Origin of the sequence: uncultured Agrobacterium sp. (assembly GCF_913777885.1) — a bacterium.
In the GTDB taxonomy this organism is placed as follows: domain Bacteria; phylum Pseudomonadota; class Alphaproteobacteria; order Rhizobiales; family Rhizobiaceae; genus Agrobacterium.
Genome location: NZ_CAJYTV010000013.1, coordinates 67,404 through 80,953, shown reverse-complemented (window position 1 = coordinate 80,953; position 13,550 = coordinate 67,404). Strand labels below are relative to the sequence as shown.

The 13,550-nt window shown below is 57.1% G+C and carries 13 protein-coding genes and 1 pseudogene; 11 read left to right on the top strand and 3 right to left on the bottom strand.

Translation table 11 applies throughout. From position 1 onward, the window contains the following. The first annotated feature begins 26 nt into the window (after window positions 1-26). The 5 genes from QZ869_RS12725 (at window position 27) to QZ869_RS12705 (ending at window position 4,289) form a co-directional block, all read left to right on the top strand. Window positions 27-950: a carbohydrate ABC transporter permease gene (locus QZ869_RS12725; protein ID WP_296081672.1), complete on the top strand. Its 924-nt coding sequence runs from the start codon at window positions 27-29 to the stop codon at window positions 948-950. Then, window positions 947-1,780 (top strand): carbohydrate ABC transporter permease, encoded by an 834-nt coding sequence (locus QZ869_RS12720; RefSeq protein WP_296105211.1) that lies wholly within the window; start codon window positions 947-949, stop codon window positions 1,778-1,780. Before QZ869_RS12725 ends, QZ869_RS12720 begins: the two co-directional genes overlap by 4 nt. 58 nt (window positions 1,781-1,838) lie before the next feature. Beyond that, a complete protein-coding gene (locus QZ869_RS12715) occupies window positions 1,839-2,720 on the top strand; it encodes a sugar phosphate isomerase/epimerase (protein WP_296101418.1) in 882 nt (293 codons plus the stop codon). Further along, window positions 2,717-3,712 carry a Gfo/Idh/MocA family oxidoreductase gene (locus QZ869_RS12710; RefSeq protein WP_296101420.1) on the top strand — a complete coding sequence of 332 codons (996 nt, stop codon included), beginning with the start codon at window positions 2,717-2,719 and terminating at the stop codon, window positions 3,710-3,712. Before QZ869_RS12715 ends, QZ869_RS12710 begins: the two co-directional genes overlap by 4 nt. A gap of 145 nt (window positions 3,713-3,857) precedes the next feature. After that, window positions 3,858-4,289: a heme-binding protein gene (locus QZ869_RS12705; protein WP_296081680.1), complete on the top strand. Its 432-nt coding sequence runs from the start codon at window positions 3,858-3,860 to the stop codon at window positions 4,287-4,289. 75 nt (window positions 4,290-4,364) lie between these two features. On the opposite strand, the gene QZ869_RS12700 is transcribed toward QZ869_RS12705, so the two are convergent. Continuing rightward, the gene (locus QZ869_RS12700) at window positions 4,365-5,936 is read right to left on the bottom strand and encodes an NAD(P)/FAD-dependent oxidoreductase (protein WP_296105209.1); all 1,572 of its coding nucleotides are present in this window, start codon (window positions 5,934-5,936) and stop codon (window positions 4,365-4,367) included. Window positions 5,937-6,292: 356 nt separating this feature from the next. Between QZ869_RS12700 and QZ869_RS12695 the strand changes: the two genes are divergently transcribed. The 6 genes from QZ869_RS12695 (at window position 6,293) to QZ869_RS12670 (ending at window position 12,153) form a co-directional block, all read left to right on the top strand. Next, window positions 6,293-7,828 (top strand): ABC transporter substrate-binding protein, encoded by a 1,536-nt coding sequence (locus QZ869_RS12695; RefSeq protein WP_296105208.1) that lies wholly within the window; start codon window positions 6,293-6,295, stop codon window positions 7,826-7,828. A 107-nt stretch (window positions 7,829-7,935) separates the two neighbouring features. After that, the gene (locus QZ869_RS12690) at window positions 7,936-8,946 is read left to right on the top strand and encodes an ABC transporter permease (RefSeq protein WP_296105206.1); all 1,011 of its coding nucleotides are present in this window, start codon (window positions 7,936-7,938) and stop codon (window positions 8,944-8,946) included. 55 nt (window positions 8,947-9,001) lie between these two features. Then, the gene (locus QZ869_RS12685) at window positions 9,002-9,847 is read left to right on the top strand and encodes an ABC transporter permease (protein WP_296105273.1); all 846 of its coding nucleotides are present in this window, start codon (window positions 9,002-9,004) and stop codon (window positions 9,845-9,847) included. Further along, window positions 9,844-10,719 carry an ABC transporter ATP-binding protein gene (locus tag QZ869_RS12680; protein WP_296105203.1) on the top strand — a complete coding sequence of 292 codons (876 nt, stop codon included), beginning with the start codon at window positions 9,844-9,846 and terminating at the stop codon, window positions 10,717-10,719. Before QZ869_RS12685 ends, QZ869_RS12680 begins: the two co-directional genes overlap by 4 nt. Next, complete coding sequence (locus tag QZ869_RS12675; protein WP_296105200.1) at window positions 10,716-11,561, top strand: ATP-binding cassette domain-containing protein; 846 nt, start codon at window positions 10,716-10,718, stop codon at window positions 11,559-11,561. Before QZ869_RS12680 ends, QZ869_RS12675 begins: the two co-directional genes overlap by 4 nt. 43 nt (window positions 11,562-11,604) lie before the next feature. Continuing rightward, window positions 11,605-12,153, top strand: a complete 549-nt coding sequence (locus tag QZ869_RS12670; protein WP_296105199.1) for a VOC family protein — start codon at window positions 11,605-11,607, stop codon at window positions 12,151-12,153. A 52-nt stretch (window positions 12,154-12,205) separates the two neighbouring features. On the opposite strand, the pseudogene QZ869_RS12665 reads toward QZ869_RS12670, so the two are convergent. Together QZ869_RS12665 and QZ869_RS12660 are read right to left on the bottom strand one after the other, a co-directional pair. Then, a pseudogene (locus tag QZ869_RS12665) lies at window positions 12,206-13,062 on the bottom strand (sugar phosphate isomerase/epimerase family protein). Next, window positions 13,035-13,445 (bottom strand): hypothetical protein, encoded by a 411-nt coding sequence (locus tag QZ869_RS12660; RefSeq protein ID WP_296105198.1) that lies wholly within the window; start codon window positions 13,443-13,445, stop codon window positions 13,035-13,037. Before QZ869_RS12660 ends, QZ869_RS12665 begins: the two are co-directional and overlap by 28 nt. Window positions 13,446-13,550: the final 105 nt, after the last annotated feature.

Genomic DNA, 13,550 nt, shown 5'->3' with positions numbered 1-13,550 from the left:
CTTCCCGGCAATGAAACGGACGCAGTATGTCTTTGTTAGCAACATCTTCCTCGCAGCGCCGCGCGATTTTCGACTGGCGCTCGGAACGGCTTCTTCCATATGTCCTGCTTGCGCCTGCATTTGTCGTGACGCTGGTCATTGTCTTCATGCCGATGGTGCAGGCGGTGTGGACGAGTTTCTACGATCTCATCCTTTTTAAACCGAATGCCAGCAAGTTCGTCGGTTTCGGAAACTATGTGAAGCTCTTCAACGATCCTGTTTTCTGGGCCGCACTCTGGAACACTCTGTTATGGATCGGTTTGACCGTACCGCTTCAGATGGGGCTCGGCCTTCTGACGGCTTTGCTCTTGAACCGGGAGTTTCCGTGGCGTGGTCTGGCGCGAGCGCTGATCATTATTCCCTGGGCCCTACCCAGCGTGGTGATCGCCCTGATGTGGCGTTGGATTTATGATCCCAATACAGGTGTGCTGAACGACATCCTCATCTATCTGTCGGTCGTCCAAGCGGCAGTTCCTTGGCTCGCCGATCCAAAGGTCGCGATCTATGCGATTATAGCAACGCTGACATGGCAAGGCTTCCCCTTTTTCGCGGTCATGATCCTCGCGGGGCTGCAAGGCATACCGAAGAGTCAGTACGAAGCTGCGTCGATCGACGGAGCGTCATCATGGAGGCAGTTCCTGCATATAACGTTGCCTGGGATCGCGCCGGTTCTTGCGACCGCAGGGCTGTTGCGCGTGATCTGGGTCGCGAATTCGATGGATGTCATCTTCGTGATGACCGGGGGTGGGCCGGGATATGCCACCTACACCCTGCCGCTCTATGCTTTCATAAAAGCTCGCCAAAATCTCGACTTCGGATACGGCACGTCCATTGCCGTTACCTTTACCATCCTTCTTGGCGCGTTCGTGGTTCTCTATCTCGCTCGCACCATGCGCGAGGTAGAAAGATGACACAGAAAAGCACGCTTCGCCGGATCCTCACAACAGATTTGCCTGTTCTTGCGATCGTCCTGTTCGCCATGGCACCGTTCGTGTGGATGATACTAACGTCACTCACGCCAACAGCCGTCCTTTCGGCTACCGGGGTCTCGCTGTCGCCCATGGGTTGGAGTATGGACAACTATGTTCGGCTCATCGAGCAGACGTCGTTTCTAAAAAACATGGGAGATAGCCTGATCATCGCCGGAGGCACGGTCGTCATCGGACTGATCGTTTCGGTCACCGCTGCCTATGCATTCTCGCGCTTTCGCTTCCGTGGGCGGAAACTATTGATGATGCAGTTCCTGCTAATCAACATGTTCCCGACGGTCCTGCTTATCCTGCCGCTTTTTGTGCTGATGCGCCGGTTCGGCATTCTCGACACGCATATTGGGCTTATTCTCGCGAATGCGACGGTCGCCATTCCGTTCGCGGTCTGGATGCTGACAAGCTATATCGCCGCGATCCCTAAAAGTCTCGATGAAGCGGCGATGACAGACGGATGTTCACGTCTGACGGCTCTCCGGAAGGTGGTTCTGCCTCTGACAATGCCGGGGATCATTTCGACCGGGATCTACATCTTCATCACCGCCTGGAATGAATATCTCTACGCGTTAACGCTTGGTGGCCGCAATGTTCGGCCTGTGACAGTCGCTATCCAGACGTTGATCGGTGAGTATCAAATCGAATGGGGCCTGCTTGCCGCAGGTGCCGTGGTCGGGGCCATGCCAGCAACAATTCTTTTCCTGCTCGTTCAGCGTCGGCTGATCGGCGGTCTGACGCAGGGCGCCGTGAAGGGCTGAGCGTCCTCGCAGAGGTCTTCGCGGCAATGGAATTTTATTCAATCATAAGGACACAAAGATGAACCCCATAGGGTTGATATCCATGCAGTATGCCCGCCCTTTCACGGCTGAGCATTTCCCGCTGTTCATGAAAATGCGCGATCATGGCTATGATTTCGTTGAGCTTCTTGTTCCAGAAATCGGTGAGCTCGCTATCACTGAGACAAAAAAGGCTCTCGACGATGCCGGAATTGGCGTTGTTCTCGCCGCTCGTGTCAATCTGCAGAGGAACCTGTCGTCCGCCGACGTGGATGCGCATCGTGCCGGTATCGATTATCTCAAATACACGGTCGATTGTGCTGCTGGTCTCGGCGCGACGGTGGTTGGGGGGCCATTGACAGGAAACCCGCTGGTCTTCGCAGGTCGTGCCCCACAGGTCGTGGAAGAAGCTGAGCGCCTTGCACGAAAAGATCGATGTGTCAGAGGGCTGAAGGAGGCGGGAGACTACGCGCAGAAGGCCGGCATTGTTCTGGCGGTGGAGCCCCTCAACCGTTTCGAGAGCGACGTGCTATGTACGACGCAGCAGGCGATGGAACTGCTTGATGCCGTCGATCATCCTGCTGTGAAGCTCATGCTCGACACCTTCCACATGCACATGGAAGAAAGTTCGCTATCAGAGGCCATCCGGCTCGCAGGGGATCGCCTTGTCCATTTCCAGGCGAACGAGAACCATCGTGGCTTCCCTGGGACGGGCTTGACGGACTGGGTCGACGTCTGCCGCGCCCTCCATGAGGTTGGTTACAAGGGGCCGATCTCGCTCGAACCTTTTCGTCGTACCGATGACCGTTTCGGTGTTCCGTTCGCCCAGTGGCGGGCGCCCCACGAAGACGAGAGCAATCGCCTGTCTGCCTCGTGCGCGTTCATGAAATCTCACCTCCTGCTGACGGAGTATCGTCGATGACTATAAAAATCGGTTGGATCGGCTGCGGCATTCACGCCACGCAGATGCTGCTTCCGCAGCTTGTTCGCCATGACGTCGAGCTTGTCGCGCTTTGCGATATCGACGGCGCGCGCCTTAAAGATGCTGGCCGGCAGTTCGGAGTGACCAATCTGGTCAGTGACGTTGCCGATCTGCTGAAGACGCCGGGCATCGACGCCGTTGGCATGGCGGTTGGCCCCGACCAGCACCTGGCTTTCGGAAAGATGGCTCTTGAGCGAGGCTTGCCTGTTTTCATGGAAAAGCCGCCGTCGGGTAGCGCTGCAGGCGCTCGTGAACTTTTGGCTGCTTCGGAAAAATCCAAAAAACCGCTCCTTCTGGGCTTCATGAAACGGTACTCGATCGGTAATCGCATGGCCGCCAATATCGTCAAGTCGGGTCGTTTCGGCGATGTACTGGGATTGACTGGCTACTACATGACCGCACCGGGCTACTTCGTCGGTAACGTCGACTATACCGGCTTCTTCCTTCACCATTGTGTTCATTACATGGATCTCGTGTCTTTCCTGGTTTCCCCCGTCCGCTCGATTAACGCCCGCAAAGTCGAGAAGACACCGGGGCGCGTACTCTTCCATGTTGGCTTCGAATTCGAATGCGGGGCTATCGGGAATGTGGCGATGGGCACCATCCAATCGCGCGGCACGCCGGTCGAGCGCATTGAGCTCATGGGCGATCACCAGCGGATCGAAGTGGACGACGTGATCGATATCAAATGGCACCGCAACCCGCCGTTCAAGATCGATGATCTCGGTGCAACACTGAACGAGGATTGCGACACGCTGACATGGAAGCCGAATTTTACGGCAGCGGCCAATGAGGATCCCAAAGGCTACCATTCTCTGCTTGCAGATGTGGTTCCCGCCCTTGCTGGAGCAAGTACCCCCGCGCCGACGATCGTCGAGGGAGTTATCGCGATGGAGCGTCTGGAAACGCTTCGCCGTCAACTTGCGCTTTGATACACGTGGGGGAGTGTCGTTCCGAAGATCGGAGCGACCTCATTCAATGATAGTCTTTGCGTCGAGTAACAGGCTAGTGCCCGCTATTGATCTTTCGAATGCGGTGCGCTGCCTGATTTGGTAGATACACGAGAGGAAACAGCAAATGTTGGTCATCAAGCGTTTGGACATAGAGGACGCGCGCAGCCTGATTGCAGGAGCGCGAGCGAAAGCAACGGAAATTGGCGTGCCAATGTGTATCGCTGTTGTCGATGAATCCGGTCAGTTGATCGCATTTGAACGAATGGATGGGGGTAAGATAACCAGCACCATCATTGCCCAGGACAAAGCGTACACGGCGGCCGGCGCCAAGCGCACGACCGAGAGTTACGGCGCGGCAAGCCAGCCAGGCAACCCCGCCTATGGCATCAACTCTGCGATCGGTGGGCGCCTGGTGGTCGTCGGCGGTGGCCTGCCAGTGATCGTTAATGGCGAGGTCGTGGGCGGAATTGGCCTGAGTTCAGGCACGCCGGCCCAGGATACGCAATGTGCTCAGGCCGGCATTGACCACTTCCTGGCGTCCAGACTACAGGCGTAGGACAAGTCGCGGTGATGCTTCGCTTGTTGTTGGGCATTACCCGACTGGAACCACCGCAGCAGGCGGACTTGCTTGTCACCCAGCAAGCATCTTTGCCAGCATGAAGCCGGAGCCGGCTCCCGTTCCTGCACCCGGCCACGTCGCGGCCCCGCACATGTACAGGCCATCGATGGGGCTCTTGTAGCGCGAATAGCCTGCAACGGGGCGAAAGAGGAAGTTCTGGTCAAGATGATGCGAGCCGGACAAACTATCGCCGCCGATGAGATTAGGGTTTTCCGCCTGTAAATCGACGGGTGACCAGACCGAGCACCCTCGAATTTTAGACCGAAAGCCTGGCGCGTAGTTCTCAATGATCGAGATGACGCGCACGGCATAGGCGTCTTTTACCGACGCCCAGTCCGTGGCGTTGATCTCGCCTGCAGCGTCGCCCTTGACCTCTGCCGGGAGCACGCGCACCTGTACCCACAGCACATGCTTGCCATCGGGCGCGCGGGTTGGATCAACCGCGGTAGGCTGACCGACGACGAGAGCCGGTTCTTGAGGCAGAAGACCAGAGATTGCTTCGTCGTAAACCTTCGTCATCATCGAAAGAGTGGGCGCTATGTGGACGTAGGCGTAGGTTTTCAGTTCTGGAGAGGCTATCCAGTCCGGCAAGCCGTCCAGCGTCAAATGGATCATCATTGCGCCTGGTCCAGACCGGTAGGACTTGATGCCTTCGGCGAATTTGGGCGGCAACCGACCGGTCTTCACGATTCCGTCGAAGAGAAGCTTGGGGTGAATGTTGGAGATGATGGCACGTTTCGCCGTAAGTCTGCGTCCATCTGCAAGTGTGACGACTTTCTTTGTGTTGCTGAAGATTTCCACAGAGGTGACAGGAGAATTGAGGAACACCTCGCCACCTTTGCTCTCCAGCAGGCTCACCATCGCCTTGATGATGATATCCGCGCCGCCTTCACCGATCACCATGCCGAAGGCCTGATCAGCCATCGTTTCCAGATAAGGAAAGAGTGCGCCACCGGAAGCATCTGGCGGGAAATCCAGATGGAGGCCCCACGTCGCCATGGTGACCTTCAGCTTCTCATTGTCAAAATGCCGATCGAGAAAACCGCGTGGCGAGGACAGTAGCAGGCGGAGCAGGTCGGTTAGCAGCGGAATGCCACCTGCTCGCCAGGCTTTCCAGATCGTCTTGACGCTGAGAAACGAAGGCATGGGTGCCCCAAGCAGTCCAAAGAGATGCGGAGCCTTGGCGCCGAACTCTGCCGACATGGCGGCGAAGCTTTCGGCATCTTTCGCCGAAAGGGCAGCAATTGCCGCTTTATTGGCTGCAAGGTCAGTGCCAATGCCGAGATGGGTTCCGTCTGGAAAAACGCTGGCAAAGCACTTCGCGGCGGGGACGAACTTCAGACCATGCGTTGCAAGGTCTTGAGCGTAGGTTTGATGAAAAGCGGAGCCAGCGAACATCGAAAGGTTCATCGCTGCCAGATCGTGCCGGAAGCCAGGTTCGATCACTTCCTGCGTCTTCACCGCACCGCCGGCAGTGGCTTTTGCCTCGACTACTGCGACCTTCCAGCCCCTCGCGGCCAGATGAACCGCCGCTGCCAGCCCGTTGTGACCTGCTCCCAGAACCACCGCATCGAATTCAGCCATCTCATTCCACCAGTATTATGATTTTATTTCTGTATGCATACATTTTCTCGATAATGCATCAAGCTTAAAATAAATTGCCTGTGTGAGAGCTCAATGGTTTGCGATCAGCGCGGCGTTTTATGTTGCGAACCGCTCGGCCCAACAAGGCTTTGCATAGCTGTACTATCCAGAAGTACCAGCGGAAACGCGACTGGCGGCGTGCCGGAAGTGCCGCCAAGAAATATTCCCTTTCATATTATTTTCTAAAAATGGACGACGTGGCTCTTGTCAAAATCCTGATTTTAATTTTAAGTTTAAAACAATAACTAATCCGGGAAACACCGGAAGTCCTTCAAGGGGAACTTTAGGAGTCCAAAATGACTGACATGACGCGTCGTGGCGTACTGGGACTAGGTGCGGCTACCGTTCTGACCGGCATCCTTGCCGGGCGCATCCCGGTTCAAGCTGCGCAAACAAATACTCTGACGATTGCCTTCAATTCTAACCTGCCATCCTTTGACGGGACAGTTGGGCTTTCCGGCGTTAACCCCGCCATCCAGGCGATCTACCGCTCCATTTACGATCAATATATTAGCCAGAAGCCGGATCTTTCCTTCGAGCCCGGTTTACTGACCGACTGGGGTTGGAACGACGACAAGACCAAGGTCTGGATGGATGTGCGCGAGGGAGTGAAGTGGCATGATGGCTCGGACTTCACCCCAGAAGATATAGTTTGGTCCCTGACCCGCGCCGGCAAGCCAGACAGCGGCAATCCTGTCGCGAGCGTCTGGGCCAGCATCGGTAACTACAAGGTCGAAGGCAAGCGGATCACAGCCGATGTTCTCAACTTCGATCCGACCATATTCAAGTGGATGGCGTTCCTCACCGGCTATGTGTTGCCCAAGGCCTATTACGAAAAGGTCGGGGCAGAAGGCTTCGAAAAGAAACCTATCGGCACGGGGCCATACATGTTTGACGCCTATGAGGGCAATTCTTTCCTGCGCCTCAAAGCCAACCCGAACTACTGGGGCGGCAAGCCTGCGTTCGAAACCGTCATTTTCAAATTCGTCACAGATCCGACGAGCCGTGTCGCCGAAATCGAATCTGGTTCCTCCGATGTCACACTCGAAATTCCCTATGAGGAATTCGACCGACTGAAGGCGAAGAAGGGCCTCGCCGGCGTCTCTTCGCCGATCTCCGATATCGGCATGATCTTTATTACCAATGTCGAACCGATGCTGGACACGAACGTCCGGCTTGCAGCTCATCACGCCATCGACAAGGCTGGTATCGTCAAGAAGCTTCTGCGTGGCTACGGCGTTCCGATCGACACACTGGAAGCTCCAGAATACGAAGCCTATGACGCCTCTATCAAGGTTGGCTACGACCCGGAGAAGGCTGCTGAGCTTCTCAAGGCCTCCGGCTTTTCCAAGAACAAGCCGGTCAAGTTCAAGATCCAGACCACACGGGGCTTGAAGCCAAAGGATTACGAGATGGTCCAGGCGATTGTGGGCATGTGGCGCAAGGTCGGTATCGAGGCCGAGATCGAAGTCTACGAGGTGGCTAAGCATTTCGAACTGCGCGCTGGGCACAAACTCGCGCCTGCCGCCTTCTACAATTGGGGCAACGCAATCGGCGATCCAACGACATCGACTGGCTTTGCCATGTTCTCCAAGTCACCACACTCGGCCTGGAAGAGTGACGATGTCGACGCGCTAATCGGCCCGCTTTGGGGCGAGAAGGACGAGGCCAAACGCATCGCCGGGTGGAAGGCCGCGGACAGATACATTGCCGAGCAGGGCTATGTCATCCCGCTTCTGCAGTATGTGCAGCCGATCGTCTTTAAGTCTTCGCTGAAGGTCACGCCGAATGTTTCGAGCGCACTTCAGCCGACGCTGGTCTCCAAGGCCTGACGGAAGAGAGCAGCGACGCGACCCGTGATCGTGGCGCTGCTTGCCCCTTCTCGCAGAACCGCGCATGTGGCCGCAGCCAACGCTGACGGCAACAGGAAGGTATGATCATGACCTTTTCCGATCTTCTCAATCGTCTCGTGATGGCGGTGCTGACACTTGTGGGTGTTGCCGTCATCGTATTCTGTCTGCTGCGCATCGTTCCGGGTGACCCCATCGCTATGATGATTTCGCCAAGTGCGACCCCTGCCGATATTACGGCACTGCGTGCCCATTACGGACTCGATCTTGGCCTACCACAGCAATTCGTCATCTGGTTCGGCGATGTCTTGAAGGGCGACTTCGGCACCTCGATTTCGCAACGTCGCGATGTCATGGAGTTGATCGGTGGTCGCTTGCCAGCAACGCTGGAGCTTGCATTCACCGCACTCGTTTTCGGCGTGCTCGCCGGTGGCATGATTGCCATACTTGGCGCGCTCGCACGAGGAACGAAGCTTGATCCTGCGCTGGATTTTATCAATGGGCTGTTTCTTGCTGTGCCAGATTTCGTCTGGGCGTTGGCGCTCGTTCTCTTGTTGGGCGTGTTTTGGCCGGTCTTCCCTCTATCCGGTCGTATCGATCCGGCACTGACGACGGACTTCCACACGGATTTCTATCTGATCGAGAGCCTCGTTACTTTCAAGTTCTCGGCTTTCGCGGACGTCCTCGCCCACATGGTGATGCCCATGCTGGCGCTTGGCCTGCCTTTGGCAGCCATTGTCGTACGCACGCTGAAGGAAGCGCTCGCAGAGGCCATGGTGCAGGATTATGTGCTGCTGGCGCGACTGAAAGGCATGTCGCCCGTGCGGCTCGTGCTTCAGGAGGCGCTGCGCAATGCCGTCGGACCAACGCTGACGCTCACCGGCGTGCAGTTTACCTTCATGATTGGCGGCACGGTTATCGTCGAGCGGATCTTTTCCTATCCCGGCCTCGGCAACATGGCGATCGATGCGGTCATCAACCGCGATCTACCGCTGATCCAGGGAATCGTGCTGACCTTCGGTGCCATCTTCATTTTGGTGAATATCTTGGTCGATCTCATCGCAGCATGGCTGAACCCGAGGAGCGCCGCGCATGGCTGAGATGTCCAAGATCGTGACCGATATGGAAGCACCTTTCCGCTTGTGGAGCCTGCCGATGAAAACGATCAAACCGCTTTTGCGGGAGCCGCGGGTGGTTATTGCCGGCGGCTTCCTCCTCATCCTGATGCTCATTGCTGTCTTTGCGCCCCACATCGCCCCCAAAGACCCGCTCGAGCAGGATCTGATGCTGGGCAACATGCCACCTGTGACCTATCCAGGGGCGGAGCCTGGCTACTATCTCGGCACCGATGATCTTGGCCGTGACGTTCTTTCCCGTGTGCTCTACGGGTCAAGGATCGCGCTGACCGTTGCATTCGTGGCCGCAAGCTTGTCTGCCGTCATAGGAACGCTTCTTGGCCTCGCCGCCGGTTGGTATGGCGGGTGGGCGGATCGCATCATCTCGCGCCTTGTCGATATCTGGATGGCCTTTCCGCCGGTCCTTCTTTCCGTGTTGCTGGTAGCGGTCATGGGCTCGGGCCTGCACTCGGTTATCGCCGCGATCGTCATCATCGACTGGACGCGCTTCTGTCGTGTCGTTCGAGCCGAAACCATGGCGCAGTCACAGCTAGATTATGTGATGGCTGCTCAAACAATTGGTTTTTCGCGCGGTCATATTCTATGGCGCGAGATTTTACCGAATGTGGCGCCTGTCCTCATCGCGTTGGTCAGCCTTGAAATGGGTATCGCCATCATCGTTGAAGCAATCCTTTCCTTTGTTGGCCTCTCGCTTTCTTCGGACATCCCAACATGGGGTGGCATGATCGCGCAGGGCCGCCAGATGATCCACCAAGGTTGGTGGGTGTTCGTCTTTCCTCTCGTTGCGCTCTTTGCCACCGTTCTCGCTTTCAACCAACTGGGCAACGGTTTGCGCAAGGCGCTTGATCCGGTGATGCGCCGATGACCCAGTCGCTTGTTGCTATCCAAGGTCTCAGCGCCATCTCCACCCGTGACGCTGGCGCGCCAGTGCTGCGTGACGTTTCGCTCACCCTCAAAAAGGGTGAGGTGTGCGGTCTCGTGGGTGAATCCGGGGCTGGCAAATCCACGATTGCGAAAGCGGTGCTTGGCATTTTGCCATCCACCGTCACAGTCACCGGCGGTTCCATCCGCTTCGAGGGGCGTGACTTGCTTGCCATGCCGCGCCGCGAACTCACCAATATCATGGGTCGTGACATCACGCTGATCCCGCAAGACCCGCAAACGGCACTCAACCCGGCGCGGCGGATCGAAGCGCAACTGACTGACGGGCTAAGGATGAGGCTTGGTATGGGCAAGACGGATGCCCATCAGCGCGCACTTCAACTTCTCGATGAAGTACAAATCCGTGATCCAAAGCGGGTGCTGGAGGCCTATCCGCATGAACTCTCAGGGGGCATGCGCCAGCGTATTCTGATCGCCTCTGCCTTTGCGTTGAACCCCAAGCTCGTTGTCGCCGACGAGCCGACGACCGCGCTTGACGTTACCGTCCAAAAGGAAATCCTCCGCCTTATCCGTCGTATGCAGGAAGCCCACGGAACGGCAGTGATTTTCGTGACCCACGATCTCGGCGTCGTCGCCAAAATCTGTGATAGCGTGACCCTCCTTTACGCCGGCAAGGTGATCGAAGATGGTTCGACCCGAGATCTGCTGACGGCACCGAAGCACGCCTACACTCGTGCATTGATTGCTGCAGGTCCACGTTATGATCGGCCCAATGCAGGGCTTGAGCCTGTGCCCGAAGCTGTGTTCCGTCAACTGCGCGCTGAAATCGGCATCGCCGAAAGGAGCATCAGATGAGCGATCTTCTCTTTGAAGCCAAAGGCGTCGAAGTGACATATGGTGCCAGCAAGCGGCTTTTCGGTCGAGGCCGGACGGGCGTTCGTGTCCTGCACGGGGTGGATTTGTCGATCAGGCGTGGGGAGACGGTCGGCATTGTCGGAGAGTCTGGCTCAGGCAAGACGACGCTTGGTCGCGCGCTTCTGAAACTGGTGCCGCTGTCGGCCGGCATCATTCGTTTCGACGACCATGACATTACCCACGTCTCTCCGGAAACGATGCGACCGTTGCGCCGACGTATGCAGATGATTTTCCAGGACCCGATGGCATCGCTCAATCCGCGTCATACAATTCGGCGCATTCTCACTGAGCCGCTTTTCTTGCACGGCCTCGCGAGTGACCGTCGTGATGCCGAGCGACAGGTGCGCGCCGTGCTCGAACGCGTGTCGCTGCCCGCCGTAGCATTGGATCGCGCGCCGCATGAATTATCCGGTGGCCAGCGTCAGCGCGTCGGCATCGCCCGCGCGGTGCTCATGAAGCCTGATTTCGTGCTCGCCGATGAGGTCGTGTCCGGTCTCGACGTTTCGACGCAGGCGCAGGTGTTGAACCTGCTGAAAGAGCTATCGCAAGAGATGGGGCTCGCCATGGCCTTTATCAGCCACGACCTGTCGGTTATCCGCGCGATATGCGACCGCGTGACTGTCATGCGCTTCGGCGAAGTTGTGGAGGAGGGGACATGTGGAGCTGTGTTCGACGCTCCGAAAACGCCCTACACGCGCTTGTTGCTTGACGCCATCCCGCTTCCCGAAATCGACGATGCGTGGCTGACACGGCCGCTGCCGGTGCTTGAGCCAGCCGCGTGAGGGTCGCACTCCAACTAGGACACAGGCTAAAAGGAGATCTGTCATGACAGCTTCCAGCCAAAAGGGCCTACCAGGCCTCGTTGGCCACGACCATACAGGACTAACGGTACCCAACCTCGATGAGGCCATCGACTTCTTCGACCGGGTGCTCGGCTGCATCCACGTGCTCACTTTCGGCCCGATCGGCGATCCGGAAGGAAGCTTCATGACCGCAGCACTCGGCGTTCATCCGCGAGCGCGGATCGAGCGCGCAGCAATGATCCGCTGTGGCAACGGTTCAAATCTTGAACTCTTCGAATATTCCGCACCCGATCAACGGGATTTGAAGCAGAAGAACAGCGACATCGGCGCTTTCCACATTGCCTTTTATGTCCAAGACATTGCTGCCGCCAAGGCGTATTTGGACGAGATGGGCGTGGAGACCAGGCTCGGCCCTTTGCCTATTCAAGATGGCCCTATTGCAGGTCAATCCATTCTCTATTTCCAGGCGCCCTGGGGTCTGCAGTTTGAGGCGATTAGTTACCCGAACGGCATGGCCTATGAGAACACAAGCCCGGTCCTGCTGTGGAATCCCCAACTGCCCATCGGTTGATCTTGAATGACCGATCGAGCTCAGTAGCCGCGGTAACGTGTGGTGAAGTGTCTCAGCGCGTGGCAAGCACCCCGTACTGAGCTGCTTTGTCGCGCAGGAAGGTCAACCCCTTTTCCAGCACTTCCTCTGCGCCCGATGCGACGGGTCGCCAGGTTGACGTTGGGCCAGCCATGAAGTCTGGCAAGCCGCCAAAGCTTTCAAGAACCAGAAGGCCCTTGAAATTGATGGCCGCCAGCGCCCCGAAAAGCTCGTCCCAGGCGATGGTGCCGAAGCCCGGCGTGCCGCGATCGCTTTCAGACATGTGCATATATTTCAGGTGATCGCGCGCCGCGACGATCCCGCTCGCAAGCCCCTTCTCCTCAAGGTTCATATGGAATATGTCGAGATGGACGAAGACGTTGTCCATGCCGATCCGCTCGATGAGATCCACTACCTGTTGCGCTGTATTAAGGAGATGGTTTTCATACCGGTTGACCGCCTCGATGCCGAACTGCAATCCAAGCGATTTGGCGTGTTTTGCCACAGTGCCTAAAGCGCGAGTTAGATTGTCGTATTCACCTTGTGTCGGCGGGAAACCAGTGCGCTCGGTGGTCCCCCCGAAGGTCACGCCGGTCAGTGCCTCAGCTCCAATCTCCGACGCCTTATCGAGCGCAGCCTTCAGGTGATCGATGGCGGCGTCCGGGCGAGCCGAGGCCCAGGCGTGTTCCGGCAGAACCAGCGAACATGTAGCTCTTAGCCGATGCTTTTCCAGAAGCGCGCGGCTGTGCGCCGCGTCAACCGAAGGAATGTCAAGAATGGAATTTCGATATAGTCTTGAGCGTAGTTTGCTGCCCCCGCAATTGCGCGCTCGGCGCTTGCATGGTCCCAGACACTTGTCCACATCATTGCGTGAACACCAAATCCCTGCATTTTATGCTTTCCTTCTGCGCGCTGTGGCGAATCTCGACGCCAATGTCCTTGCCATATCGACAATCATCAGCACGTCCCATGCGCCGTGGCAAGCTGTGGTTTCTGCCCACGGGGTTAAGAACAAGAAGACGGGAGTTGGTGCAAGCTGCCACGACGAAGTCGGGTAATACGGTCGGCAAGCCGCCGAAAGGTCCTACAACACCGAGAACGCCCCCAACGCGTCGAGAAAACCTGGGCGCCGCTTTCGGGAGACGCACAACGTCAAAGTAGGCAACGGTGATAACATTGGCGATCGCGAAGATAACGCCGAATAGTGTTTCGAGGATGAAATGTTGCGGGTAATGCGTCCGGAGTACGGGTTCAATATCAGCGCCAATAGACACAGTCGCTCCACCGCCCCGACGCTATCGCAACAGGTAGCATCGCACGACTCTTCGCATCAAAGCCGCTTCGACCGGGTCGTATAAAGGTTCCTCTGATCTCAAGAC